Annotated in this window: 21 protein-coding genes; 11 read left to right on the top strand and 10 right to left on the bottom strand. The window is 63.4% G+C overall.

All coding sequences use genetic code 11. From position 1 onward, the window contains the following. The first annotated feature begins 44 nt into the window (after positions 1 to 44). Positions 45 to 725 (top strand): SH3 domain-containing protein, encoded by a 681-nt coding sequence (locus E4M07_RS24370; RefSeq protein WP_136661030.1) that lies wholly within the window; start codon positions 45 to 47, stop codon positions 723 to 725. 190 nt (positions 726 to 915) lie between these two features. Here the strand turns inward: E4M07_RS24370 and E4M07_RS24365 are convergent, their stop codons facing one another. Genes E4M07_RS24365 through E4M07_RS24350 form a run of 4 tightly spaced genes read right to left on the bottom strand, consistent with a single transcriptional unit; the run spans position 916 to position 4902 of the window. Beyond that, positions 916 to 1731 carry an ABC transporter permease subunit gene (locus tag E4M07_RS24365; protein ID WP_136661029.1) on the bottom strand — a complete coding sequence of 272 codons (816 nt, stop codon included), beginning with the start codon at positions 1729 to 1731 and terminating at the stop codon, positions 916 to 918. After that, complete coding sequence (locus E4M07_RS24360; protein ID WP_206057385.1) at positions 1728 to 2624, bottom strand: ABC transporter permease subunit; 897 nt, start codon at positions 2622 to 2624, stop codon at positions 1728 to 1730. The genes E4M07_RS24365 and E4M07_RS24360 overlap by 4 nt, the downstream gene beginning before the upstream one ends. Before the next feature lie 4 nt (positions 2625 to 2628). Then, positions 2629 to 3771: an ABC transporter ATP-binding protein gene (locus E4M07_RS24355; protein WP_206057384.1), complete on the bottom strand. Its 1143-nt coding sequence runs from the start codon at positions 3769 to 3771 to the stop codon at positions 2629 to 2631. 45 nt (positions 3772 to 3816) lie between these two features. Beyond that, complete coding sequence (locus tag E4M07_RS24350; protein WP_136661027.1) at positions 3817 to 4902, bottom strand: polyamine ABC transporter substrate-binding protein; 1086 nt, start codon at positions 4900 to 4902, stop codon at positions 3817 to 3819. Positions 4903 to 5386: 484 nt separating this feature from the next. Between E4M07_RS24350 and E4M07_RS24345 the strand changes: the two genes are divergently transcribed. The 6 genes from E4M07_RS24345 to E4M07_RS24320 all read left to right on the top strand — a co-directional run bounded on the left by E4M07_RS24345 (position 5387) and on the right by E4M07_RS24320 (position 13873). Beyond that, complete coding sequence (locus E4M07_RS24345; RefSeq protein ID WP_136661026.1) at positions 5387 to 6061, top strand: response regulator transcription factor; 675 nt, start codon at positions 5387 to 5389, stop codon at positions 6059 to 6061. 272 nt (positions 6062 to 6333) lie between these two features. After that, entirely contained in the window at positions 6334 to 8370 is a 2037-nt protein-coding gene (locus E4M07_RS24340; RefSeq protein WP_136661025.1) for a peroxidase family protein, read from the top strand. 87 nt (positions 8371 to 8457) lie between these two features. Further along, a complete protein-coding gene (locus E4M07_RS24335; RefSeq protein ID WP_136661024.1) occupies positions 8458 to 10206 on the top strand; it encodes a type I secretion system permease/ATPase in 1749 nt (582 codons plus the stop codon). After that, positions 10203 to 11546 (top strand): HlyD family type I secretion periplasmic adaptor subunit, encoded by a 1344-nt coding sequence (locus tag E4M07_RS24330; protein ID WP_136661023.1) that lies wholly within the window; start codon positions 10203 to 10205, stop codon positions 11544 to 11546. The genes E4M07_RS24335 and E4M07_RS24330 overlap by 4 nt, the downstream gene beginning before the upstream one ends. 183 nt (positions 11547 to 11729) lie before the next feature. Further along, entirely contained in the window at positions 11730 to 12515 is a 786-nt protein-coding gene (locus tag E4M07_RS24325; protein ID WP_136661022.1) for an SDR family oxidoreductase, read from the top strand. After that, the gene (locus E4M07_RS24320) at positions 12512 to 13873 is read left to right on the top strand and encodes an aspartate aminotransferase family protein (RefSeq protein WP_136661021.1); all 1362 of its coding nucleotides are present in this window, start codon (positions 12512 to 12514) and stop codon (positions 13871 to 13873) included. The genes E4M07_RS24325 and E4M07_RS24320 overlap by 4 nt, the downstream gene beginning before the upstream one ends. 6 nt (positions 13874 to 13879) lie before the next feature. On the opposite strand, the gene E4M07_RS24315 is transcribed toward E4M07_RS24320, so the two are convergent. Beyond that, positions 13880 to 14938 carry a hypothetical protein gene (locus E4M07_RS24315; RefSeq protein ID WP_136661020.1) on the bottom strand — a complete coding sequence of 353 codons (1059 nt, stop codon included), beginning with the start codon at positions 14936 to 14938 and terminating at the stop codon, positions 13880 to 13882. Positions 14939 to 15047: 109 nt separating this feature from the next. Between E4M07_RS24315 and E4M07_RS24310 the strand changes: the two genes are divergently transcribed. From E4M07_RS24310 to E4M07_RS24295, 4 genes are read left to right on the top strand one after another with little or no spacing between them, the layout of a single operon-like run. Further along, a complete protein-coding gene (locus tag E4M07_RS24310) occupies positions 15048 to 15986 on the top strand; it encodes a methyltransferase domain-containing protein (RefSeq protein WP_136661019.1) in 939 nt (312 codons plus the stop codon). Then, entirely contained in the window at positions 15976 to 17970 is a 1995-nt protein-coding gene (locus tag E4M07_RS24305; RefSeq protein WP_136661018.1) for an alpha-ketoacid dehydrogenase subunit alpha/beta, read from the top strand. The genes E4M07_RS24310 and E4M07_RS24305 overlap by 11 nt, the downstream gene beginning before the upstream one ends. A 7-nt stretch (positions 17971 to 17977) precedes the next feature. Further along, the gene (locus E4M07_RS24300) at positions 17978 to 19096 is read left to right on the top strand and encodes a 2-oxo acid dehydrogenase subunit E2 (RefSeq protein WP_136661017.1); all 1119 of its coding nucleotides are present in this window, start codon (positions 17978 to 17980) and stop codon (positions 19094 to 19096) included. Between the two features lie 14 nt (positions 19097 to 19110). Next, complete coding sequence (locus E4M07_RS24295) at positions 19111 to 19365, top strand: acyl carrier protein (protein ID WP_136661016.1); 255 nt, start codon at positions 19111 to 19113, stop codon at positions 19363 to 19365. A 19-nt stretch (positions 19366 to 19384) separates the two neighbouring features. Here E4M07_RS24295 and E4M07_RS24290 read toward each other — a convergent pair whose 3' ends face one another. From E4M07_RS24290 to E4M07_RS24270, 5 genes are all read right to left on the bottom strand, one after another. Next, entirely contained in the window at positions 19385 to 19933 is a 549-nt protein-coding gene (locus tag E4M07_RS24290) for an OmpA family protein (RefSeq protein ID WP_246660585.1), read from the bottom strand. Between the two features lie 48 nt (positions 19934 to 19981). Then, entirely contained in the window at positions 19982 to 20620 is a 639-nt protein-coding gene (locus tag E4M07_RS24285; RefSeq protein WP_136661014.1) for a L,D-transpeptidase, read from the bottom strand. A gap of 123 nt (positions 20621 to 20743) precedes the next feature. Further along, positions 20744 to 21145, bottom strand: a complete 402-nt coding sequence (locus tag E4M07_RS24280) for a D-Ala-D-Ala carboxypeptidase family metallohydrolase (RefSeq protein WP_136661013.1) — start codon at positions 21143 to 21145, stop codon at positions 20744 to 20746. A gap of 120 nt (positions 21146 to 21265) precedes the next feature. Then, on the bottom strand, positions 21266 to 22681 hold the full coding sequence (locus E4M07_RS24275; RefSeq protein ID WP_136661012.1) for an amidase family protein: 1416 nt from the start codon (positions 22679 to 22681) through the stop codon (positions 21266 to 21268). A 24-nt stretch (positions 22682 to 22705) separates the two neighbouring features. Next, on the bottom strand, positions 22706 to 23806 hold the full coding sequence (locus E4M07_RS24270) for a DUF1513 domain-containing protein (protein ID WP_169054375.1): 1101 nt from the start codon (positions 23804 to 23806) through the stop codon (positions 22706 to 22708). Between the last annotated feature and the right edge of the window lie 2 nt (positions 23807 to 23808).

Below are 23808 nucleotides of genomic sequence, written 5' to 3'. Positions count from 1 at the left end.
CAGCCTGTCCGGCGGATCTCACGATCTTTCACGGAGTGATTTTCATGAACCTCAAAACAATCTTACCGTTCCTGGCTGCGGTCGTCGTCATCGCATCGCCGGCCCGGGCAGCGAGTACGGCATCCGTGACGGTTGATCTCAACCTTCGCGCCGGGCCGTCAACACAATACCCAGTCGTTACCGTTGTGCCGCAATCCGCACCGGTCACCATGTACGGATGCAACGCCAACGTGACCTGGTGCGACATCGCCTATGGATCGCAGAGGGGTTGGGCATCCGCCAACTACATCCGCGTTTCCAGCGGCGGGACGCAGACCGTCGTCACCCCTGCCGTAGCGGCGACGGTCGGCATTGCCACCGTGGCTTACAGCCGTGCCTATTGGGACAACTACTATTCGACCTATCCCTGGTACGGGCAGTGGAATGTCTACTATCGGCCGCCGCCGCCCCCACCGCCTCCGCCAGGCTCCGTCACCGGCGGCTCGGGCTGTATCGGAAACGCCTGCGGCGCGACCCGCACGACGACCGGTTCGCAGGGCAATACCCTGCGACAGAGCGGTGGCTGCGTCGGAAACGGCTGTGCCACCAGGCAAACCGTGACAACGCCTACCGGCAATTCGGCCAGCAAAACGGTCACCTGCCGCCGGGGCGATCCGAACTGCACGGTCAGGCGGACCGGACCGGCCGGCAATACCCACATAAGGCAACGCCCGGTCAGGCCGTAAGCCGAACCTGACGGCGCGAACACGCGTGCTCGTCATCCCGACCGTTGTGCCCCGTTGCCGGGCCGGCGGTCGGGCGGGTCACGTGACACATTGATACGGAGATGCAGAGCGCTCATCCGTTTATGCTGAAATAACAATTATGTACGTGCAATACCGCAAGTATCCTGCGGCGACTTCCTCACATTCTGATTCAAGCGCCCGCCGCCCGCCGTTCCTCGGCTCGCCGGCGCGCGATGGCGCGTTTGGAAACCAGCGAAGCGGTGATGACGCCGATGGTGACAATGGCGATCAGGATCGTCGACAGCGCGTTGATCTCCGGGCTGACCCCGAGCCGGATGGAGCCGAATATCCTGATCGGCAGCGTCGTCGACGCTGGCCCGGTCGTGAAGGAGGCGATGACGAGATCGTCGAGCGACAGGGTGAAGGCGAGCAGCCAGCCGGAGATCACCGCCGGCGCGATGATCGGCAAGGTCACGCTGCGGAACGCATCGAATGGCGTGCAGCCGAGATCGAGCGCGGCTTCCTCGATCGACCGGTCGAACGTGGCAAGACGCGAGGAAACGACGATCGACACGTAGCACATGGAAAAGGTGGTGTGGGCGAGGACGACGGTGAACACGCCGCGTTCCAGTCCGACGGCGATGAACAGCAGCAGCAGCGACAGGCCGGTGATCACCTCGGGCATGACGAGCGGCGCGTAGATCATGCCGGAAAACAGCGTGCGGCCGAAGAAGCGGCCGCCGCGCACCATGACATAGGCGGCCATGGTGCCGAGCACGGTGGCCGCCGTCGAGGATGCGAGGGCCACCTTGAGCGTGACCCAGGCGGCGCTGAGGAACGCCTCGTTGCGCATCAGCTCGAAATACCACCTGGTCGAGAAGCCGGCCCATACCGTCACCAGTTTCGAGGCGTTGAAACTGTAGATGACGAGAATGACGATCGGGATGTAGAGGAAGGCGAAACCGAGCGTCAGCGACGTCACGTTGAACCAGGTCAGGCGTCTCATTCGTCTGCCTCCCGCTGGGCCTGCTGGTTGCGCTGGAACAGGGTAATCGGGACGATGAGGATGATCAGGAGCACCACGGCCACGGCCGAGGCGACCGGCCAGTCGCGATTGGTGAAGAATTCTTCCCACAGCACCTTGCCGATCATCAGCGTTCCCGACCCGCCGAGCAGCGACGGAATGACGAATTCGCCGAGGACCGGGATAAAGACCAGGAAACAGCCGGCGATCACGCCGGGCCGCGAAAGCGGCGCGGTCACCAGCCAGAAGGCTTGAATGCGCGAGCAGCCGAGATCCTCCGCGGCCTCGAGAAGCGAATTGTCGAGCTTTTCGAGTGTCGCGTAGATCGGCAGCACCATGAACGGCAGATAGGTATAGACGATGCCGATATAGACGGCGGTGTTTGTGTTGAGGATCGTCAGCGGCGCATCGATCAGCCCGATCCACATCAGCAACTGGTTGAGCAGCCCGCCCTGGCTCAAGATCCCCATCCACGCGTAGACCCGGATGAGAAAGCTGGTCCAGAAAGGCAGGATGACGAGCACCATGAGGCTCGGCCGCCACTCCTCCGGCGCGTTGGCCATGCCGTAGGCGATAGGGAAGCCGACCACGAGCGCGAGCAGCGTCGCGACGAACGAGATCGTCAGGCTGGAAAGGAAGGCTTTCCAGTAGAGATCGTCTTCGGCAAGGAAGCGGAAATTGTCGAAATCGAGTTCGCCGAGATAGGCGGTCAGCCCCTGCCATCCGGCAGAAAGGTCGAGCGTTGGCGTATAGGGCGGGATGGCGATCGCCGTCTCGGACAGCGAAATCTTCAGGACGATGCCGAAGGGAATGAGGAAGAACAGCAGCAGCCACAGATAGGGAATGGCGATCAGTATGAGACGGCGCAGGTTCATCCGTTCATCCCGTCAGCACGATCCCGGCGGTCTCGGTCCACGACAGCCAGACCGCGTCCTCCCAGGTGAAGTCGCGGCGCCCGACGCGCCGGCTGTTGGCCGCCTGGGCCTTCACGATGTGGCCCGAAGCCAGCCGCACGTGATAGGTCGAGATGTTGCCCAGATAGGCAATGTCGTGGATGTGTCCCCTGATCGCGTTGGCGGCGTCGGGTGGCCGTTCGGCCGAAATCGCGACCTTTTCCGGGCGGATGGCGAAGGAGCAGCGGGTTCCCGCCGCCGGGGGAGAGGCGGAGCATCCGATGATCGGCGATTGCCCTTCCGCCCAGCTGATTTCGATACGCTCGCCATCCACAGAGGCGACATTGCCCTCGATCAGGTTGACGTCGCCGATGAAGTCGGCGACGTAGACCGAGTTCGGCGTCTCGTAAATGCGGTCGGGCGTATCCACCTGGACCAGTCGCCCGTGATCCATGACCGCGACACGGCTCGCCACGGTCATCGCCTCTTCCTGGTCGTGGGTGACGATGACGAAGGTTGTGCCCGTCTTTTCCTGGATGTCGACCAACTCGAACTGGGTCTGCTGACGCAGTTTCTTATCGAGCGCGCCGAGCGGCTCATCGAGCAGCAGCAGCTTCGGCGCCTTGGCGAGCGAGCGGGCGAGGGCAACGCGCTGGCGCTGTCCGCCGGAAATCTGGTGCGGTTTGCGGCCGGCGAAATCCCTCAGCTGAACGAGGTTCAGCATCTCGTTGACGCGGGCCGGAATGTCGGCCTTCGGCATATCGGAGCGCTTGAGCCCGAAGGCAATGTTCTCGGCGACGGTCAGATGCGGGAACAGCGCATAGGACTGGAACATCATGTTGACGGCGCGCCGGTTCGGCGGCACGGGGCCGATATCGCGCCCGTCCAGCAGGATGCGGCCTTCGGTCGGCTTTTCGAAACCGGCGAGCATGCGCATGAGTGTTGTCTTGCCGCAGCCCGACGGGCCAAGCAGGGCAAAGAACTCGCCCTTGAAGATTTCGACATCCAGCCGGTCAACCGCGGTGAAGGCGCCGAACCGCTTGGTGACCTGCTCGAAACGGATGAGCGGTTCCTCGTTCGGGTCGTCCCAGGGCGAGAAGCTGCCGCCGGTTGCCGTCTGTTGCATCATGTCCCCCGCATGAGCACCTGCCGCCCCCGCGGCGGCAGGCTCTGGTCAGGTTCCGGACTTGATCTTGGTCCACAGGCGCGTCACGTAGCGTTGCGTGCGCGGTACCCAGGCGATCGTCGTATAAAGCGATTTCAGCGTTTCATCGTTGGGATAGATCGCCGTGTCGTTGATCACATCCTCCTCCAGGAATTCCTGCGAGGCGAGATTGCCGTTGGCGTAGTAGACATAGTTGGACGCCGCCGCCATGTTGTTCGGGTCCATCATGAAATTGAGGAATTTATGCGCCGCGTCCGGGTTGGGCGCGTCGGCCGGAACCGCCATCTGATCGAACCACATGACGGCGCCCTCCTTGGGCGCATTGTAGGCGATGGTCACGCCGTTGTCGGCCTCGTCGGCGCGGTCGCGTGCCTGCAGGATGTCGCCCGAATAGCCGAAGGCGACGCAGATATCGCCGTTGGCGAGCGCGTTTATGTACTCGGAACTGTGGAACTTCGTGACATAGGGCCTGATGGCCATCAGCACAGGCTCGGTCCTGGCGATGATATCGGTGTCCTGGGTGTTGGGATCCTCACCGATATAGGTCAGGGCCGCGGGGATCATCTCGGCCGACGCATCGAGGAAATGGACGCCGCAAGCGGCGAGCTTTTCCATGTACTGTGGATTGAAAACGAGTTCCAGTGAATCGACGGGCGCATCACCGCCGAGCACTTCCTTGACCTTGTCGACATTGATGCCGATGCCGGTGGTGCCCCACATGTAATTCACCGAATAGGCATTGTCCGGGTCGTAGGGTGCCGTGCGCTGCTTGATCAGATCCCACAAATGCTTGCTGTTCGGCAGCTTGTCCTGGTCGAGCGGCTGGAACACGCCGGCCTGGATCTGCCGCTGCAGGAAACTGGCAGAAGGCACGACGACGTCATAGCCGGAACTGCCCGCCAGCAGCTTGGTTTCCAATACGTCGTTTGAATCAAAGACGTCATAGATCAGCTTGACGCCGGTCTCGTCCTCGAATTTCTTCAAAAGCTCTTCGTCGATATAGTCGGACCAGTTGTAGACGCGCACTTCCTCGGCCAGTACCGCACTGGCGCCGAGAGACAATGTCAGTGCGACGGCGATTGTTTTCAGTTCCATCGTGGTTCCCTGCTGTAGGCCTGCTACCAGTTTTTGCCCGGTTCCAGGGAACAAATGCCGCGGCGCCACCCGCGACCGATCCGCAGAACCGGCGGTTTTCCGTTAGATTGCACATCAGCCCTCGCCGCGTCGAGAAAAAATGGAAAGGACGGCCGCAACCGGCGCTGCTGCGGCCTGAACCGCCGCCGGGCCGATCACGGTCCGCTGCGGTGGGGAGGAGAATGTGCCGACTAATTGACGCCCCATTGCTCGCTCAAAATCCCGCTGTCCGACCTGGTGATCAATTGGGATCGCCTTTGCGGCGCATGTCGCAGGGAAAATCGGGTCGGCGAATAAAAGTGGGCGACGTATAGGCAGTAAAAAGTGCGGTTTGATGGGCGATTGTGACCGCGGATACGACAGCCGATTACATGTTCCGGCAAGCGGATGGGCGAGCACACAGGCGCATCCGTTGCGGCCGGGTGGGAAAAATCGGGTCCTGGACATGAAAATTCTCGTAGTGGAAGACGCTATCGCACTACAAAAACAAATACAGTTTGAATTGGTGCGTGAGGGGTTTACGGTCGATTTTGCGGCCAATGGCGTGGACGGTCAGTTTCTGGGAGAAACGGAGCGATACGACGCCATCATTCTCGATCTGGAACTGCCGGCGAAGGACGGAATCTCCGTGCTGCGCCACTGGCGGTCGAAAGACGTTCGAACACCGGTTCTCACCGTGACGGAACGTACAGGCTGGCAGGACAGCGTCGGCGCCCTGAATGCGGGCGGCGACGATTTCCTCGCAAAGCCGTTTCAGATGGAAGAGCTGGTCGCCCGGCTGCATGCCCTGATCCGGCGCTCCGCCGGCCTGGCGCAGGCCGATATACGGTACGGCAATGTTTCGCTTAACGTATTGACAGGGCGGGTTTATCGCGGAAGCGAGCCGGTCGATCTGACCGGCAATGAACTGAAGCTGCTGAGGGCGATGATGCTGCGGCCGGACAAGGTGCACAGCAAGTCGGAACTGGCCGAGCAAATCTACGGCTATTTCGAAGAACGCGATTCCAACACAGTCGAAGTATATGTTGCCCACCTGCGCAACAAGATCGATCACCGGTTCATCCGCACGATACGCGGGCGCGGATATACGATCGGAAGCGGTGAAAGCCCGGAACCGTGATGCGCGATTGACGGATGACGCCCAAGGGCGGGCATCGGTTTGAGACACCTGCATGGTGCGCCACCCCGGCGCGCTGCTTTTGCCGTGCGATCATTTAACCTATTGATTATGCGTAATTTTTCGCGCTTTCCGATCAATGCGGGGAAGGTGCTTCCTCCTCTGATTGAACCTTAAGGAAACCTTAAGATCGGCTTCAGCTTTGTTTCAGCCGGCCATCCGCATCTGAACCCCGCAAACCAATCCATTCGAAAGCAAATTCGAGGAGAAAAAAGATGCGACACAGGGGTCAAGGCGAACGGGATTCCCAGAACCGGAGACGAAGAGACGATGATCCGAACGAACCCGACATCCTGGTCACGGCCGTTCGTCCCATCGACGGCACCGGCACTGTCGAGGAAAACACAGACTGGGGAGCGGCCGGGCAGACCCTGCTGCGCCTCGCCGATGTGCGTTTCGAGGACGGCATCGGCACGCCGGTGGAGGGGTTGCCGAGCGCGCGCGAGATCAGCAATGCGGTGGCCCAGCAGACCGGCGATGAACCAAACAGCTTCGGCGTCAGCGATCTGTTCTGGGCGTGGGGCCAGTTCATCGACCATGATCTGGACCTGACCGAGGCCGGCGACTCGGAGGCCTTTCCCATCTCCGTTCCGACCGGCGATCCCCTGTTCGACCCCGACGGCACGGGTGAGGCGACGATTGATTTCTTCCGGGCCGATCCGGTCGAAGGCACGGGCGAGACGACGCCGCGCCAGTACGAAAACGCGATCACGGCCTTTCTGGATGCCTCGATGGTCTACGGTTCCGACGCGGAAACTGCGGCCTCGCTCAGGGGCGAAGGCGGCACACTGCTCCTCGACGCACAGGACCTGCTTGTCCAGCCGAGTGAGAATTCGGTCCTGGCGGGCGACATAAGGGCTGCTGAAAATGTTGCCCTGACTTCGCTTCACACGCTGTTTGCCCGCGAGCACAACCGCATTGTCGACGAACTCGCGGCGGCGGATCCCGGTCTCAGCGACGACGACCTCTTTAACGCGGCGCGCCAGCGCGTCGAGGCGGAAATCCAGGCGATCACCTTCAACGAGTTCCTTCCCGTGCTGCTCGGCGAGGACGCGATCACCGAATATGAGGGCTATGACCCGAACGTCAATCCCGGCATCACCGTCGAGTTCTCGACCGCGGCATACCGGTTCGGCCATAGCCTGCTGTCATCCCAGATACAGCGGCTGAATGAAGACGGTTCGGTCATTGAGGCGGGCAATCTCGAACTGCGCGACGCGTATTTCTCACCGTACCTGATCGCCGAATTCGGCGGCATCGATCCCATTCTTCGCGGTCTTGCCGACAGCACTGCCCAGGAACTCGACGTACAGGTGATCGAGGATGTCCGTTCCTTCCTGTTCGGCGCGCCGGGCTCCGGCGGTCTCGACCTTGCTTCCCTCAACATCCAGCGCGGACGCGACCTGGGTGTCGCCGCCTATAACGATCTGCGCGAAGCGCTCGGTCTCGAGCGGGCGCAGGACTTCAGCGACATCACGTCGGACGCCGATCTCGCCGCCCGGCTCGAGGAGCTCTACGGAGACGTGGATGCCGTCGATGCCTGGATCGGCGGCCTTGCGGAGGATCCGCATGGCAGCGGGATGGTCGGTGAGTTGTTCGCAACGGTGATCACGGATCAGTTCCTCAGGCTGCGCGACGGTGATCCGTTCTGGAGCGAAGGCTCGGAACTGCCGCAAAGGGAACTCGATGCATTGTGGGACACGACGCTGGCCGACGTGATCGAGGCGAATACAGACATCGAATTCATCCAGGACAATGCCCTGATTTCCTACGACCGGACCGGCGGTACCGACGATGACGAGCAGATGAGCGGATCGGATGCCAGCGACTTGCTGCTCGGCATGGCCGGCGATGACGTCCTCGAGGGTCTCGAGGGCAAGGACCAGTTGGAGGGCGGCGAAGGTGCCGACAATCTGGCCGGCGGTTCCGGAGACGACAACCTGCAGGGGGGAAGGGGCGACGACACACTCAATGGCGGCGAGGGCAATGACCTCATGTCCGGCGGCGCCGGCTACGACACCTTCATCTTCGAAGGCATTTTCGGCGACGATACGATCACCGATTTCAATACGGGCAGGAAATCTGACACGCTGGTTTTCGACAGCGACCTGTTCGAGACGACGGAGGCCCTGTTCGATGCCGCCATCCAGGACGGCCGAAACGTGGTTATCGACGCGGGCGATCAGGGCTCCCTTGTGCTCGAGGATGTCGACCTTGCAAACCTGCGACAGGACGATGTGCTGATCGGCTGATTGATCAGGGCATCCATCGGGTCCGCGCAGGAACAACGTGCGGGCCCGATCATAGAATTCCGCAAATTTGACAATCACGGGTGAGCATTGGCAGTTCTTCAAAATCCGGCGACTACAACGAATCCACTGTCCCGCGCGATCGGATCGCTGCGGGACTCGTTCCTGTATGTCGGCGCCTTCTCCTTCGCCATTAACGTATTGATGCTCACCGGACCGCTCTTCATGCTGCAGGTCTACGATCGTGTCCTGGTGAGCCGCTCCATTCCCACACTGGTCGCCCTGTTTGCGATGGTCGCGGTCCTCTATGCGTTTCTGGGCATGTTCGATTTCGTCCGCGCCCGCGTGCTTTCGCGCGCCGGATATCGCCTCGACATAGAGTTGATGACACCGGCACAGGCGGCGTTCATCGGGTCCGGAACCCGAACAGGCGCGGAACCGGTGCGCCCGGTCGGCGATCTCTCGGCGATCAGGCGGTTCCTGTGCTCGAACGGCCTGCCGGCCCTGTTCGACCTGCCCTGGGTGCCGATCTATCTCGGCATCGTCTATCTCCTGCATGTCTGGCTGGGTCTCCTGGCCACCGTCGGGGCATTGGCCGTCGTTGCCGCGACCCTGGTCAATGAGTGGATGACACGCGGTCCCATTGCGCGCTCGGCGGCTGAGGATATTCGCGACACGAACTTCTCCGAGGCGGCGAAGCGGGATGCCGAAGCGATCGTGGCTATGGGCATGGTTGCCGATGTGTGCAGGCACTGGCAGTTGATACGCCATGATGGACTGGCTGAAGCCCAAACAGCGGGCGGCCGCTCGGAAGTTGCTCAGTCGTTCACCAAGGCGATGCGGTTGTTCATCCAGTCCGGCATCCTGGCGCTCGGTGCCTGCCTCGCAATCTTCCAGGAAATTTCCGCCGGATCGATGATCGCTGCCTCGATCCTCGCCGGCCGGGCACTTGCGCCGATCGACGCGGCGGTCGCCAACTGGAAAAACCTGATCGTGTCGCGCCAGGCGTACAAGCGCCTTCTGCAGGTGCTCGAGGGCCAGCCGTCCGGCTTCACTCCGTTTGCCCTGCCGGCGCCCAAGGGCTGTTTGACGGTGAACGGTGTTGTCAAAGTTGCCGAGGCCGACCGGCAGGGGCGCCGCCGGCCGATTCTCAACGGCATTCAGTTCGAGCTGCAACCGGGCGACGGTCTCGGCGTCATCGGCGCGAGCGGTTCCGGCAAGTCGAGCCTCGCCAGACTGCTGATCGGCCTGTGGGCGCCGGATCGCGGCACAGTCCGGCTGGACGGCGGCACCTTCGAGCAGTGGGACAGGGATGCCCTTGGACGCCATGTCGGTTACCTGCCCCAGTCCGTCGATCTTATGGCCGCTACGATCCGGCAGAACATTGCCCGTTTCGACCCGACCGTGACGGATGCGCAGATTGTCGAGGCTGCAACGCTTGCAGGCGTTCACGAACTGATCCTGACGCTTCCCGACGGCTACAGCACCGATCTAGCCAGGGGCAAATCGATCCTGTCGGGTGGGCAGGCCCAGCGCGTCGCCCTGGCGCGTGCCGTATTGCGCTGTCCCAGGCTGGTGGTGCTCGACGAGCCGAATGCGAGCCTCGACGCCGACGGGGAGGCGGCGTTGATCAACGCGATAAAGGTGCTCAGGCAACGCGGGTCCTGCGTCGTCGTCATGGCGCACCGGCCAAGCGCCATCGCGGCGGTCAACAGGATCCTGTTCCTGAAAAACGGTCAGCAGGTCCAGTTCGGCGAAAAGGTCGAGGTACTGCGCAAGCTGACCCGCGCCGTTCCGGGCCGCAATATCGCGCTGGCATCGCACAGGACTTCCAGATGAGGCTATCAATCGATCGACAGCCACAACCGGCCGCTCCGCCCGATGGACCAAGCGTGCGGACATCGGCGCGCAGGACAATCCGTCTCGGGCTCGCCTTGATGGTCCTTCTGTTCGTCGTCGGCGGCGGCTGGGCAAGTTTTGCCCGCTTGTCCGGCGCGGTGGTGTCGCAGGGCAAGGTCTCGGTGGCCGGCCGGCCGAAGGATGTCCAGCATGCCGATGGCGGGTTGATCGCCGAGATCCGTGTTGCCGATGGGGAGCGGGTTGAGCAGGGCGAACCCCTGATCAGGCTCGACGACACGCTGTTGCGGGCGGAATTCAAGGTCCACGCGGCGCGGCTGCGAGAAGCGGTCGCCCGGCTGGCGCGGCTGGAGGCGGAGCGTGACGGCCTTGACGCCATCCGGTGGCGGGATGACCTGCTGGATATCAACCGGATCATATCCGATCCTGCCGTGCGACACGGCCAAGAGCGGTTGTTCGAGGCGCGGCGCCAGTCCCGCAATGGCCAGGTGTCGCGCCTTCGCGAGAAAATCGCGCAGTTCGAGAACCAGGTGAAGGGAACGTTGACTGTCATCCGGTCGAACGGAAGGCAGATCGCCTCGCTCGACCAGGAACTGACCGGGGTCCGCCAGTTGCGGGAAAAGGGACTGGCGACCGCATCGCGGGTCCTGAACCTGGAGCGGCAACGCGAAACGCTGACCGGCCGGATCGGAGAGCTTGAAGCGGCCATCGCGCGTACGGAGAACGCAATCAGCGAGACGGAACTGCAGATCCTGCAGATCGACCACGACTTCCGGGAAGAGGTGCTCGCCACGCTGCGGCAGGCCGCGGGCGAATATGACGAGGTGTCCCAGCTTCTGAAATCCACGCAGGAAAGGATGCGGCGCGTCGAGATCACGGCGCCGGCGTCGGGCATCGTCCATGATCTGAATGTCTTCACCATAGGCGGCGTCGTCGGCGCCGCCGAAACGTTGATGAAGATCGTTCCGCAGGACAAACGGTTCGAGATCGAGACCCGCATAGAACCCGGCTCCATCGACGAGGTATTCGCGGGGCAATCGGCGCAGGTCCGGTTTTCGGCCTTCAACCTGCGCACGACACCGGAGCTTGTCGGCACGGTGACCCGGGTGTCCGCGGACGTTCTTCACGAACCAGGCGGCGGCGCGCCTTACTACACCGTGTATGTTGACGTGGCTGAGGAAGAACTCGCGACCCTGGAGGGGCTGGATCTCATTGCCGGAATGCCCGTCGAGGTGTTCATTCAGACGCGCCGGCGTTCGGTGCTGAATTACGCCTTGAAACCCCTGTCCGACCAGATCAGGCGCGCTTTCCGGGAGTCGTGAAGATACGGTCTCGGACCCGTCTGTCGACCTGATTACCGCTTCGAAAACAGGCCTTTCACATCAGGAATAGGCAATTCGTCGTCTCTTTAAAAAAAGCGTTTCCGCCGGGCCTGCGCGTCGCTACTATGCCGCCTTGTCGAGCGATCCCAGCAGCGATGAAGTGGTGGAGGTGCCGGTTCTAACATGTCGCAACGTTTCGAGAATTCCATTGTCCTTGTGACCGGTGCCAACGACCGCGGATTCGGCGGCGCCATTGCCGAGAAGTTCGCCGAGGAAGGCGCAACGCTGGTGCTTACCGACCGGGTTGCGCCAAAGCGTCTGCTGGGACGGCTCGAGCGGCGCGGCGCGCCGGTGCGCTGGTACGAGGGCGACATAACGGACCTGGGTTTCGTCAGACAGATGGTCGCCGAGACCGCCTCCGAATTCGGCCGCATCGACGCGGTCGTCAACTGTGCCGGGGTCAGCTGTTTCGGCCTGTTCGAGGACCTGACCGACGAGCAGTGGGAGTTCACGTTCGACGTCAACGTCAAGGGTACGGTTCGGGTCACCCGCGAAGCGTTGCCGCATATGACGTCGCCGGGCGGCGTGATCATCAACGTCGCATCGGTGCTGGCCGAGAATGCCTGTGCCGGCAACGCGGCGTACGGTGCCAGCAAGGCCGCGGTGATTGCGCTGACGAACTCGCTGGCGCTGGAAGTGGCGCCGAAGAAAATCCGCGCCGTGTGCATTGCGCCGGCGCTGGCTCACACGCCCATGCTGCACGATTTCGCGAAAGACTTCACGCCGGAGGCCTGGGAGCAGGTCAATGCCTGCCATCCGCTCGGCACCGGGTCGCGTCACGATATCGCCAATGCCGTTGCGTTTCTGGCATCCAGCGATGCCGGTTGGATCACCGGCAGCACATTGCCGCTGGGCTGGACCCAGACCATTCCGCTTCCCATGGTTTCATCGGAGAAACAGCAGTCATGAGCCAATCCGAACAGCAGATCGCCGGGCAGGAACCTGACGCCGGAGCGGACTACCACCTGTGGCATCCGTTCAGCCAGATGCAGAAGATCCTCGGTGCGCAGAACATCGTCGTCGAAAGCGGCGAGGGACCGTATCTCTTCGACCAGAACGGCAAGCGCTACCTCAACCTGACCTCGTGCCTTTGGAACGCGCCGCTGGGCCTCGGGCGGAAGGACATTATCGAGGCCATCAACACGCAGCTCAACGAGCTGAGTTTCGCGGCGCTGTTCCGGACGGCGCACCGGCCGGCCATCGACCTTGCGCGCAAGGTTGCCGAGATCGCGCCGGGCCGCCTCAATCGCGTATTCCTGACATCCAACGGCTCGGAATCGGTGGAAACGGCCATCAAGATGGTACGGCAGTATTTTCATCGCAAGGGATCGGGCAAATACAAGGTCATCTCGCTTGAAAACGCCTATCACGGCGTTTCCTACGGGGCGCTGGCGGCATCCGGGTTCGCTGACGACCAGCAGGGCTTCGGCCCGATGCCGGAGGGATTCATCAAGATCGCGCAGCCCTTCAACCGTGACAGCCAGACCGAGGCCGAACGGGAGGCCTTCGAGGTCGCCTGCGCCGAGCAGCTTGAAAAGGCCATTCTCGCCGAAGGCCCCGAGACGGTCGCCATGTTCATCATGGAGCCGGTGCAGGGCATGGGCGGTGCCATCGTGCCCGGACAAGCCTATTTCGACATCATCAGCGAGACCTGCAAGCGCCACGACATCAAGCTGGTGGTCGACGAGGTGACGACCGGTTTCGGCCGCACCGGGACACTGTTCGCCTCCGAGCGGTTCAATCTCGATCCGGATGTCATGTGCCTCGGCAAGGCGATCAGCGGCGGCTATTTCCCGCTCGGGGCGGCGGTCGCGACCGACGAGATCTGGGATACTTTCCTCGCCGAAACGGATGACATGCGCTTCAACCACGGCTCGACCAATGCGGGTCACCCGGGGGCCTGTGCGGCGGGCCTTGCGGCCATCGATATATTAACGCGGGACAACCTGATCGCGGATGCGGCGGCGCGGGGCGCGGCGTTCCTCGAACGGCTCCAGGAACTGAAGGAACTGCAGGTCGTCGACAATGCCCGCGGCATCGGGATGCTTTTTGCCATCGACCTGGTGCGCGACGGCACCGGGCGCGAGCCGCTTGACGCCGAGGCCATGGACATGGTGGCGAAGGCCTGTTTCGCGCGCGGACTATGGGTGCATATCGCCGGCAGCCGGATCCTGCTGCTGCCGCCGTTCATCCTCGAGGACGCGCATTTCGACGAGGCGTTCGCGGGCCTCAAGCGCATCCTCTCAAGAGTTCCAAACTGGATTTGACGCCGCTCAGCGCAACATCAGCTCGAAATCGTCGGCGGCCGAGGCCTCGATTGTCTCGTCCGCGAACAGCACCACAAGCCGGCCCGGATCGGGGGCCGGCAGGAAACCTGCCGGGATCATGACGCGTGCGCGGAACATGGATGAGCGAAGGGCGGTTGCGATCTGCGCACCCGCCTCGCGTGCTTTCGCGCAGGCGCCGTTCAGGAGGAGCCGCCTGGTCTGATCGTCGCGGGCATCGGCGGCAAGCATGTCGATGACAACGCCGTGGACGGGCCTTTCGTTCCAGACGGGCAGCCGGTGCATGGCGACAAGGCCGATGGCCGACCCGTCGCGATCGGCGACCAGCGCATCCGTGTTGGCGGAACCGATCAGATGCCTGCCGAGGCTTTGGCGGTCCCAGTCCATCGAGCAGTCCGCCCTGGCGGCCTGAGCCCTGAGCAGTTCCAGGCACGCATCGATATCGTCTTCACGGCAGGCCCTGAGTTCGGTGTCCGGCGGCGGGTCAACTTCGCCCCCTGACAGCCGGCCGGCGAGTTGTTCGTCGGCGCGGGCCTGCCCGGCGCGGCTTTCCGCGTCGAGCACGGAAGGATCGAAGGCCCTGATCCAGTATCCGGCGTCGGCAACGAAGCGGCAGTTCTTCGGATAGGCCCTGGCGTAGCTGGTCCAGCACTGATGGGGGCCGGAACCCGGCCCGCCCATGACGAAGCCGAGCGAAAGGGCGTAGCCGTTGTCTCGGTGACGGCGTCGGAGTTTCTCGATCACGTAGGGTGTCAGGCCGCGAAAGGCGGGGTCGATCATCAGGCAGGTCGAATAGGTTCCCCGAAGGGATTCACCGCGCAGATTGAACCTATAGGGTACCGCGAAGAACGATCCGATCAGGCGCCCTCCGTCATAGGCGGCGACCATCAACTCGCGATCGGCGGCAGGGGCCTCGATCTGGCCGCGCAGATAGTCGGCGTCCCACAGCGGCGACCATTTTTCCGCTTCGCCCTCCTGCCCGCGGATGCGCAGACACAATTCGGCAAAGTCGCTTCCGTCGCCGTCATAGGTTCGAATTTCGACCATCCGATTATGCCTTTCGATTTCAATCCAATTCGCCTATTTTGCGTTTTACAAGGGGAATGATATCCCGTCCAACCAATCCCAGTCAGCGAACGGATCGATTGCGCGCAATATGAAGCATGACCTGACGACCGGTTCGTTTCCCCTGGTGTCCGCCCTCCAGGATGGCCTGAACAAGACGCTCTTCGGCTCCTCCGCCTCGGCTGTGGAGGGCCTCCACACCGACTACGGCGATGCCTATCTGGCGGACTTCGAAAACAGCCTTGGCCTCTTGCAAAGGGCGTTCCCGGACAAGGACTTTCCGACCTGGGCGGTGCGCGGCTTCCAGCGCCTGGGAAGCACCATCCTGCGCGAGGAGGTGGCCTTCAAGCAGACGGGTCAGTACTCCGCAAGTGTTGAGGAACTTCAGGCACTTAAAGACGATTTCTACAGCAATCCCGAGGTCATGGAGGGTTATTACCTCGTCGGGCTCTACTGCACCTATTTCCTGTGGCCGCATCACTACCGGCTGCTGAAATTCTACCGGGAAGCGTTTTTGTCGCCGCCGCACGATCCGCAGGGGCTCGTCATGGAATGGGGGCCGGGCCACGGCCTGCTCAGCGTCGAGGCGCTCGGCAGGTGGGCGGACAGCCCATCGCTGCTGATCGATCTCAGCCCGCAGAGCCTGCAGTTCAGCGAGGCCGTGCTCGGCGCCAGCGGCGCGGGCGAGCGGGTGGAAACGCGGCTGGAGGACGTGCTTGCCGTGCCGTCGCTGCCGCAGGCAAGCCGCATCGTGTGCGGGGAACTGCTTGAACACGTGCCGGATCCGAAGGCGCTGGTTGGGCGCATCAAGGAGAGCCTGCAGCCGGGCGGGCTGGCGTTCCTCACCGGCGCGATCAACGCGCCACAGCCGGACCATATCTTCCTGTTCCGAAGCGAGGACGAACTGCTCCGGCTGGTCGAAGAGGGCGGGCTAGACGTGCATGCGCACCTGACGGTCCGGCATCCGAGCAGGGCCGACGACGAAAACCCGCCCGAAGTCACCGCCATGGTGGTCGGACATGGCGTCTGAACCGAAGCCCGTCGCCGGGCTCGCCCTTGACGGGGGGACGAAACCGGCGCTTCCGCTCGATCCCGCGATTCTCTACGGGTTCGGCCACCTGATCCGCGGGGCCGAGGAAACACTGCTCGATCTCTTCAGCAAGGGCCAGCTTTCCGGCACCACCCACACCTGCCTCGGGCAGGAACTTTGCCAGATGGGCATCGTTAGGGCGCTGGACCACGACAATGACGCGGTGTTCTCCAACCATCGCAACCACGGTCATTTCCTGACCTATAGCGGCGATTTCGAGGGGCTCCTTGCGGAAGTCATGGGACGCGAGGCAGGCGTATGCGGCGGCCGGGGCGGCAGCCAGCATCTTGCGTACCGGGGGTTCCACAGCAGTGGCGTCCAGGGCGGCATGACGGCGATTGCAGTCGGCCATGCGCTGGCCCGCAAGCTGGATGGCAAGGGCGGCATCGTCGTGGCGATCATCGGCGACGGAACCCTGGGGCAGGGGCTTGTCTACGAATCGCTCAACCTCGCGGCCGTGTGGGACGTTCCGATCCTGTTTGTGGTTGAAAACAACGGTATCGCCCAGACCACACCGACGGCCGGCACCACGGCCGGATCGCTGACCGCCCGGGGCGAGGCTTTCGGCATGCCGACATGGCGGCTCAGCGACGATGCGCCGGACTTTTTCGAACGGGCCGAAGAGGTGGTGGGCGCTGTCCGGAAAAGCGGCTCGCCGGGTTTCCTGGTCATCGACACCATGCGGCTCGGCCCGCACAGCAAGGGAGACGATCTGCGCGCCGACGACGAGATGGATGCGATCCGTGCCCGCGATCCACTGATGCGGCTCGGCGAGTGTTTGCCGGCATCCGACCGCCGGGCGATCGAGGAACGCAATGCCGCGTTCCTGAAGGCGGCGACCGAGCGTGCGATGCAGTCGCCGCCGGCACGTTTCGACAGCGTGCCGCGCCATCCGTTCGGACACAATGCGCCGGTGCCCGCCGGAGACGAACGCTATGGCGGCAAGGTGCGCCAGGCGCTCAATGCCGCGCTTCACGCGATCCTCGAGGCGTGTCCCGAAGCAATCGTTCTCGGGGAGGACCTGCACGATCCCTATGGCGGAGCGTTCAAGGTCACGGAACGCATGACAAGCGAATATCCGGACCGTGTCCTGTCGACGCCGATCAGCGAGGCCGGCGTCGTCGGATCCGGGATCGGCCTTGCCATGGCGGGCCGGCTGCCGGTCGTGGAGATCATGTTCGCCGATTTCCTCAGCCTCGGCATGGACCAGATCTACAACCACGCGGTCAAGTTCCCGCCGCTCTTCGAGGAGGTCGCGATACCGCTGGTGATCCGCGCCGCCTGCGGCGGCGGGCGCGGATACGGCGCCACGCACAGCCAGACGCCGGAGAGCCTTTGCGCATCGGTCCCCGGCCTGACCGTGGTCTATGGCAGCCACCGCCACGATATGGGTCGCCTTCTGGAAAATGCGGTGCACGACTGGAGGCACCCGACGGTCTTTTTCGAACACAAGCTGCTCTACAGCCGGCCGAACGAGCCGGGCGGATACACGGTCCTGCCAGCCAACGCGGCCGACCCAGCGGCGCAGCTCTTTCCGACGTTGCACAACGACAGGGCCGAGCCGGACGTCACGATCGTCGCCTATGGCGGCATGGCGCCGCTCGTCGAAGAGGTGGCCGAGGAACTGGAGCGTGAGGAGGAGATCGCGGTCGAGATCGTGCTTCCGTCGCTGATCGCGCCGTTGCCGCGCCAAACACTATCGGATGCGCTGGCCGGCCGATCACGCATCATCATCGCCGAGGAATCGCCGACCGAGTTCGGGGTCGGCGCCGAGATCGCCGCGACCCTTGCCGAAAGCGGCTATGTCGGGCTATTGCGGCGGGTCGGCGCACCTTCCGTACCGATCCCGTCGGCCCGTTCGCTGGAAGAGCAGGTTCTGCCGGGCCGCGACCGGCTGATCGCCGAAATCCTCGAGTTGTTCTGAGCCAGACATGCCCCAACCCGTTTTCGTGCCGCGCATCAACAACAATGACGATGAGGTCAGGCTTATCGCCGTCCTGGTTTCGCCGGGAGAGGCGGTGACATCCGGACAGGCGGTGGCGGAGATCGAGTCCGAGAAGGCGACCGTGGTCGTCGAGGCCGAGGCGGACGGCTTTGTTCTCGAGGCGTCGGGCGCCGAGGGCGAGATGCTCGATGTCGGCGCGGTGCTGATGTGGATCGGCGCGACGCCCGACGAGGCGGTGCCGGAGGAGCAACCGGCGAAGCAGGACGCGGCGGCCCTGTCCGCGAGCGACCGGCCGACGGCGGGTGCCCTGGCATTGATGAAAGAGCACGGTATGTCCGCCGGGGACATTCCCGTCTCGGGCGCGCGCATGAAGGTCTCGGATGTCGAGGCCTTCATCGCCGCAAACGCGCCAAACGCCGAACCGGCAAAGGCTGCGGTCGCGCAGACCGGCGCGCCGGATGCCGACGGAAAGAGCGTCGAATTCAGTGCCTATGAGGCGGCGATGCTCAATTCGGTTTCGTGGCACGCAAATGACGCAGCCGCCACCTATCTTGAGGCGGACTATGACGAGGCGGACTGGCAGGCATTCGCCCAGAATTTCCGCGACACGCACGGCCTTCTGAGCAGTCCGCTGGTGCCGCTCATGGCCTACCAGCTCGTCCGTCATGCAGCGGACAACCCGGACCTCAACACCACGGTCCATAACGGCCGGAAATACGTCTATGACTGCGTCAATCTCGGTTTCACCGTCCATATCGGCGGCAAGCTCTTCCTGCCCGTAGTCCACGAGGCCGACGGCATGGATGGCAGGGAATTCGTTGATGCGTTTGCCCGGCTGCACCGCTCGGCCATGCGCGGCAAACTGCAGCCCGCCGAAATGAGCGGCGCCACGGTCGCCATTTCGAGCATGGCGCGCTGGCCGGTGCTCCGGCACATGCCGATCCTGCCGCCCTTTGTTTCGCTGATGGTCGCCCACAGCGCGGCCCGGGACGGCCGGTCGATCCTCGGCGCGACCTACGATCACCGGGTGCTTGACGGCGCCGCCGCGTTCCAGGCGCTCAATCACCTGACGTCGCCTAACGAAAACGCAATTGCTAAAGAATAGCTTTAGGGGAATCCATGGACCCGGATACGGCACGACAGCAAATCCGCGACAAAATAGTCGCGCTTGCGGAGGCAATCGGCAACGAGGCGGACGGTCTCGGCGACGACGCCTTCATCCCGCAGCTGGATATCCTTGATTCCGCCGCCACGATGGAACTGATCATGTGGCTGGAACAGACCTACCGGATTTCGATTCCCGACGATGATTTGACCATCGAGAATTTCGGCACGATCAATCTGATCATCGGTTACGTTACGAAAAACGCCTGACGCCCCGGACCGATCGCGTTTAGCTCTGGTTGCCCCTGTATTGCGGCGCCGCGGCGTCGAATTCCTCGCGCAGATTGACGACGACACGCCGGTTCTGTGCCTTGCAGGAAATGTCCGGGCAGTTGCGGACCAGGCGTTCCTTGCCGTAGCCCTTGGCCCACATGCGCTGCGGGCTGACGCCCTTGGATGCAAGGTAGTCCATCACGGCCTTGGCCCGCCGGTCCGACAGTTTGACATTTGCCGCGCCGGAACCCGGATCGTCGGCGAAGCCCTGCAGCTTGACGAGCCACCTTCGGTGCTGCGTCAGCCAGGCCGCCTGAAGGTCGAGCGTCTCGCGCGCCACATCGTCAAGCTCGGCCGAACCGGAGGTGAAATAGACCCGCCGTCCGGCGGTCATGATGAAGTTTTCCTCGCTGCCGGTGCTGATGTCGGCAAAGCCGACGGCGGCGTCGTCCGTCTGCCCGGAATTGGGATCGCCCAGCGCCGCGCGCGTCGCATTGCAGCCGGACAGCGCCACGCCGGATAAAAGCAGCGCGATGACCGCCACCAGATGGAGAATACTCTTCATACTCATTTCCCCCGTGTTGCGCGCTCCCCGTCGCGCGCATTTTTCAAATCATGCCCTGTCGGAGATGTGCTCCAGAACGAGAACGGCGGTGCCGATCGGCGCGCGCCGGTAAAGGTCGATGATGTCCTCGTTGAACATGCGAATGCAGCCGGACGAGACATCGGATCCGATGGACCAGGGCTCGGCCGTGCCGTGCAGGCGATAGCCTGTGTCGCCGCCCTTGCCGTGCAGATAAAGCGCCCGCGCGCCCAGCGGGTTCCTCGGGCCGCCATCCATGGAGTCGGGCAGGTCGGGCTGGCGCTGCTTCATTGCCTCCGGCGGAACCCAGCGCGGCCAGCGGGCCTTGCGCGCAATGTTGGCGCGCCCGAACCACTGGAAGCCCTCGCGCCCGACGCCGACGCCGTAGCGCATCGCGGTGTTGTTTTCCCAGATCCAGTAGAGATAGTGGTTGCGCGTATCGACAACGACCGTGCCTTCCGGCTCGTCGGAGAAGTACTTGACCATCTGGCGGTGCCAGCGCGGGTCGATCGACTTGAAATTGGTGTTCGGGTAGGTGTACTCGCCGTCCTTCGTCGCGCCCTTGAAGTATTTCGACGACTGGGCCTGGACACTGCTGGTCCAGACAAAGGGTACGCTCAAGCCGGCTGCTGCCGCCAGGGCGCCTTTTAAAAGGCTGCGCCTTTCCATTTGATCCTCCCTGCGCCGGTCATTGCCGGCACGCCGCATCTCCGCCCGGTGCGGCCGTTCGTCACATGGAGGCTATTAAATGCGTAAAAGGCGTTTTGCGTCAACCGCCGGGCAAAACCAGACCTACCAGGTCCGCCGCGGGCCGGTGTCGATGTGATAGTGGCCGGTGCGGGCGTAGTAGCTGTAGCCGCCGACCTCGCGCTGGGAGCGCAGATAGGCAAGGACGGAAGCCGGATCGCCGCGCACGGTAAAGTCAACCGCCTGGCAGTTCAGGTGGTACGAGTTGCGGGCGCCGCCCTTGCGCCAGTTCTCGAACCACCAGCGCTTGGTCGAGTGGACGGTGACGGTGCCGTATTTGCGCGAGACGCGTCCGAGCACGCGCTTGAGCTTGCGCGGCACGCACCATTTGGTGTCGTTGTAGCTCACCTTCGACGAGTAGGAGCCGATGCCGAAGAAACTGGCGCAGCCGGACAGCGGCAGGCCGGCCATGGCCACGATGAGTATGGAAAAGACTGTCTTGCGCATCACGCAGCACCGAGGAACATACTGAACTGGTTGTGAGCATGCAGGCGAACCCTTAAAATTGTCATGAAGGATATGGTTAAGGATTAACCCGTATCGGCGTGTGCGCGTTAAGGAATTGCCCTATTCGACGGGGTCTATCGGTGCTGCGTCCCAGCCGAGGATATCCTCGATGTACCTGGCAAAACGGAACAGCTCGTGTTCGCCGTGCGGCCGGCCGATGAGCTGAATCGCGAGCGGTAGCCCGCCCTCGGTGAAGCCGCAGGGAACGGTGACGACCGGAAGCGTCGCGGCGGACACCACATAGACGATTTTCAGCCAGTCAAAGTAGTCGCTCACGGGGGTCCCGGCGGACGATCCCGGATAGGTTTCGTCCGCGGGGAAGGGCTGCATGACCGTGGCCGGGCAGATCAACAGGTCGTATTCCTGCATGAACTGCACGGCCTTCTGAAACAGCCGGCCCTGCGCCGCAATGGCGCTGCGGATGGACGGTCCGTCGGCGTCGAGACCCTTTTCGATATTCCAGACGACCTCGGGGTTGAAAAGACCGCGCGCATCAGCGAGCGCGTCGCCGAGCTTGACGGCGTATATCAGCGCGCGCTGCACGGTGAACGCCTCTACAGCGTCGGAAAAGTCCGGATGGCCGTCTTCGAGTGCAAGGCCCGCACCCGCCAGTGTCTCCATGGCGGCATTGAACGTATCGCGGACCTCGGCCGCGACCTCGGTCACGCCGAGATCCGTGCTGACGGCAATGCGCGGCGGTCTTTTCGGCGTGCGTGCCGCGTCCAGAAACGAGGATTCCGGCGCGGGTTTCGTCAGCCCGGCTTCGAACGAAAGACCGCTCATGGCGTCGGTCATCAGGGCAACGTCCTCGACGTTGCGCGCCATCGGCCCTTCCTGGCCGAGGACCTGGAACGGCAGTCTCGGTTGGTCTCCCGCGATCAGTCCGGGCGAAGGGCGCAGGCTGGCAACACCGCAAAAGCTGGCCGGCGTTCGCAGCGAACCGGCCATATCGGAGCCGTGGGCGATCCAGGCCATGCCGGTCGCCAGCGCGGCGGCGGCGCCGCCGGAAGACCCGCCGGCGGAGCGCGACCGGTCGCGCGGATTGCGGGTGATGCCGAAGACCTTGTTGCGCGTGTGCCCGCCGGTGCCGAATTCCGGCGTATTGGATTTCGCGTAGACGACCGCGCCGTTCCTTTCGAGGACACGGGCGGGCAGCCCGGTCGTTTCCGATACGTGATCCTCGAACAGGAGGGAGCCGGATGTGGTGCGCACACCGGCGACCTGGGTGAGGTCCTTGATCGGCACCGGAAGGCCGCGCAGCAAACCGCGTTCATCGACGGGCAGGTCCTGCAGCCGCCGCGCCGCGTCGCGGGCGCGCTCGAAACACAGTGTCGGCAGCGCGTTGACCAGCGGGTCGACCTCGGCAATGCGGCTTTCGAGAGCGTCCAGCGCATCGGCCGCGGAAATGGTGCCGGCGTCGAGGAGTTCCACCATGCGGCAGGCGCTGAGGTCGATCAGTTCACGCTGGTTGGTCATGTGCAAGCTCCTGCCGCTAACGGGTCATCCGGCAACCCGCAGCATGTGATTGTCCCAGTGCAGCATACCGCCATCGACATTGCCGCCGGATGTGCTGAAAAGCACACCGTCACCGGTCGAGGCAATGTAGCCGTCAGCCATCTCGGCAACGCCGCAGACATTGTGCATGTGCCGCTGCCCGATCACGCGACCGGTGCGGCCGTCGAGCACCATCATGCAATTGCCGCGCGGCGAGCTGATCGCGACGGTTCCTGCCTGCCGGTTGGCTGCGATCGATCCGACATAGTTCTTCAGTTTCGCGCTGATCTGCGGTTCCATTTCGAACAGGCGGATATCCTGGCCCGGGACCGCGCGACCGCAAAGCGGCGGGCGTTCCGTCGGCGATCCCTCGAACTGGCAGGCAAAATAGACCCCGTTCCGGCCATCCCGTGCCAGGTGGCGGATCGACAGCCGGTGCAGTTCGGCGGGCAATGCCTGACGTTCGATGAGCGATCCGTCAATCCGGTCGACAAAGCACAGTGACGGCGCCATCGTCGCGAGGTTGAGCTTCGCGCGGCCGAAATCCGGATGGGTTTCGATGCCGCCATTGGCAATGGCCAGGGTGCGGCCGTCGCCTAGGAGCAGCATGTCGTGCGGGCCGACGCCGCCGGAGGAAAACTCACCGATCCTGCTGTAGCCGGCTTCGACATCGTAGACGCCAACGACGCCGGCCGCGCCGTCAAAGTTGTTCTCGCTGGCATAAAGCAGCTTGCCGTCCGGCGAATAAACGCCGTGACCGTAAAAGTGCCGCCCGGAAGGCGCGACAATCGACTGCGGTGCGGTCCTGCCGTCGCGGTCGAATGCCACGGCGATCGTGCCGGGCCGACGCGCAAAGGCGAATGCCCGCCCTGAGGCCTTGTGACAGGCAATGTCATGACCGCGCGAGGGCAGGGGAACGGTGGCGAGAAGATCGCCACGCTCGGTCAAAAGGGCTGCCCCGAACCCGCCGCGACCGTCGGCGTATGCCGAGGCGAAAACCGCACCCGCACGCTCAAGCGCTTCGGCACGCGCCGGCGCGAGCGAGGCGACGAAGGCCGCACCGGATGTCGCCAGAAATGCGCGCCTGTCCAAAAGCTGCCTTGCCACGG

This window comes from Nitratireductor sp. XY-223 (assembly GCF_004959855.1).
Classification (GTDB): domain Bacteria; phylum Pseudomonadota; class Alphaproteobacteria; order Rhizobiales; family Rhizobiaceae; genus Hoeflea_A.
The sequence above is the reverse complement of the archived record's forward strand: the minus strand, read 5'-3'. Positions and strand labels throughout refer to the sequence as shown.

What these genes read in the sequence shown, in the direction of transcription:
- E4M07_RS24370 (WP_136661030.1), top strand. Translation starts at nt 45, where the DNA reads ATGAACCTCAAAACAATCTTACCGTTCCTGGCTGCGGTCGTCGTCATC.
- E4M07_RS24365 (WP_136661029.1), bottom strand. Translation starts at nt 1,731, where the DNA reads ATGAGACGCCTGACCTGGTTCAACGTGACGTCGCTGACGCTCGGTTTC.
- E4M07_RS24360 (WP_206057385.1), bottom strand. Translation starts at nt 2,624, where the DNA reads ATGAACCTGCGCCGTCTCATACTGATCGCCATTCCCTATCTGTGGCTG.
- E4M07_RS24355 (WP_206057384.1), bottom strand. Translation starts at nt 3,771, where the DNA reads ATGATGCAACAGACGGCAACCGGCGGCAGCTTCTCGCCCTGGGACGAC.
- E4M07_RS24350 (WP_136661027.1), bottom strand. Translation starts at nt 4,902, where the DNA reads ATGGAACTGAAAACAATCGCCGTCGCACTGACATTGTCTCTCGGCGCC.
- E4M07_RS24345 (WP_136661026.1), top strand. Translation starts at nt 5,387, where the DNA reads ATGAAAATTCTCGTAGTGGAAGACGCTATCGCACTACAAAAACAAATA.
- E4M07_RS24340 (WP_136661025.1), top strand. Translation starts at nt 6,334, where the DNA reads ATGCGACACAGGGGTCAAGGCGAACGGGATTCCCAGAACCGGAGACGA.
- E4M07_RS24330 (WP_136661023.1), top strand. Translation starts at nt 10,203, where the DNA reads ATGAGGCTATCAATCGATCGACAGCCACAACCGGCCGCTCCGCCCGAT.
- E4M07_RS24325 (WP_136661022.1), top strand. Translation starts at nt 11,730, where the DNA reads ATGTCGCAACGTTTCGAGAATTCCATTGTCCTTGTGACCGGTGCCAAC.
- E4M07_RS24320 (WP_136661021.1), top strand. Translation starts at nt 12,512, where the DNA reads ATGAGCCAATCCGAACAGCAGATCGCCGGGCAGGAACCTGACGCCGGA.
- E4M07_RS24315 (WP_136661020.1), bottom strand. Translation starts at nt 14,938, where the DNA reads ATGGTCGAAATTCGAACCTATGACGGCGACGGAAGCGACTTTGCCGAA.
- E4M07_RS24310 (WP_136661019.1), top strand. Translation starts at nt 15,048, where the DNA reads ATGAAGCATGACCTGACGACCGGTTCGTTTCCCCTGGTGTCCGCCCTC.
- E4M07_RS24305 (WP_136661018.1), top strand. Translation starts at nt 15,976, where the DNA reads ATGGCGTCTGAACCGAAGCCCGTCGCCGGGCTCGCCCTTGACGGGGGG.
- E4M07_RS24300 (WP_136661017.1), top strand. Translation starts at nt 17,978, where the DNA reads ATGCCCCAACCCGTTTTCGTGCCGCGCATCAACAACAATGACGATGAG.
- E4M07_RS24295 (WP_136661016.1), top strand. Translation starts at nt 19,111, where the DNA reads ATGGACCCGGATACGGCACGACAGCAAATCCGCGACAAAATAGTCGCG.
- E4M07_RS24290 (WP_246660585.1), bottom strand. Translation starts at nt 19,933, where the DNA reads ATGAAGAGTATTCTCCATCTGGTGGCGGTCATCGCGCTGCTTTTATCC.
- E4M07_RS24285 (WP_136661014.1), bottom strand. Translation starts at nt 20,620, where the DNA reads ATGGAAAGGCGCAGCCTTTTAAAAGGCGCCCTGGCGGCAGCAGCCGGC.
- E4M07_RS24280 (WP_136661013.1), bottom strand. Translation starts at nt 21,145, where the DNA reads ATGCGCAAGACAGTCTTTTCCATACTCATCGTGGCCATGGCCGGCCTG.
- E4M07_RS24275 (WP_136661012.1), bottom strand. Translation starts at nt 22,681, where the DNA reads ATGACCAACCAGCGTGAACTGATCGACCTCAGCGCCTGCCGCATGGTG.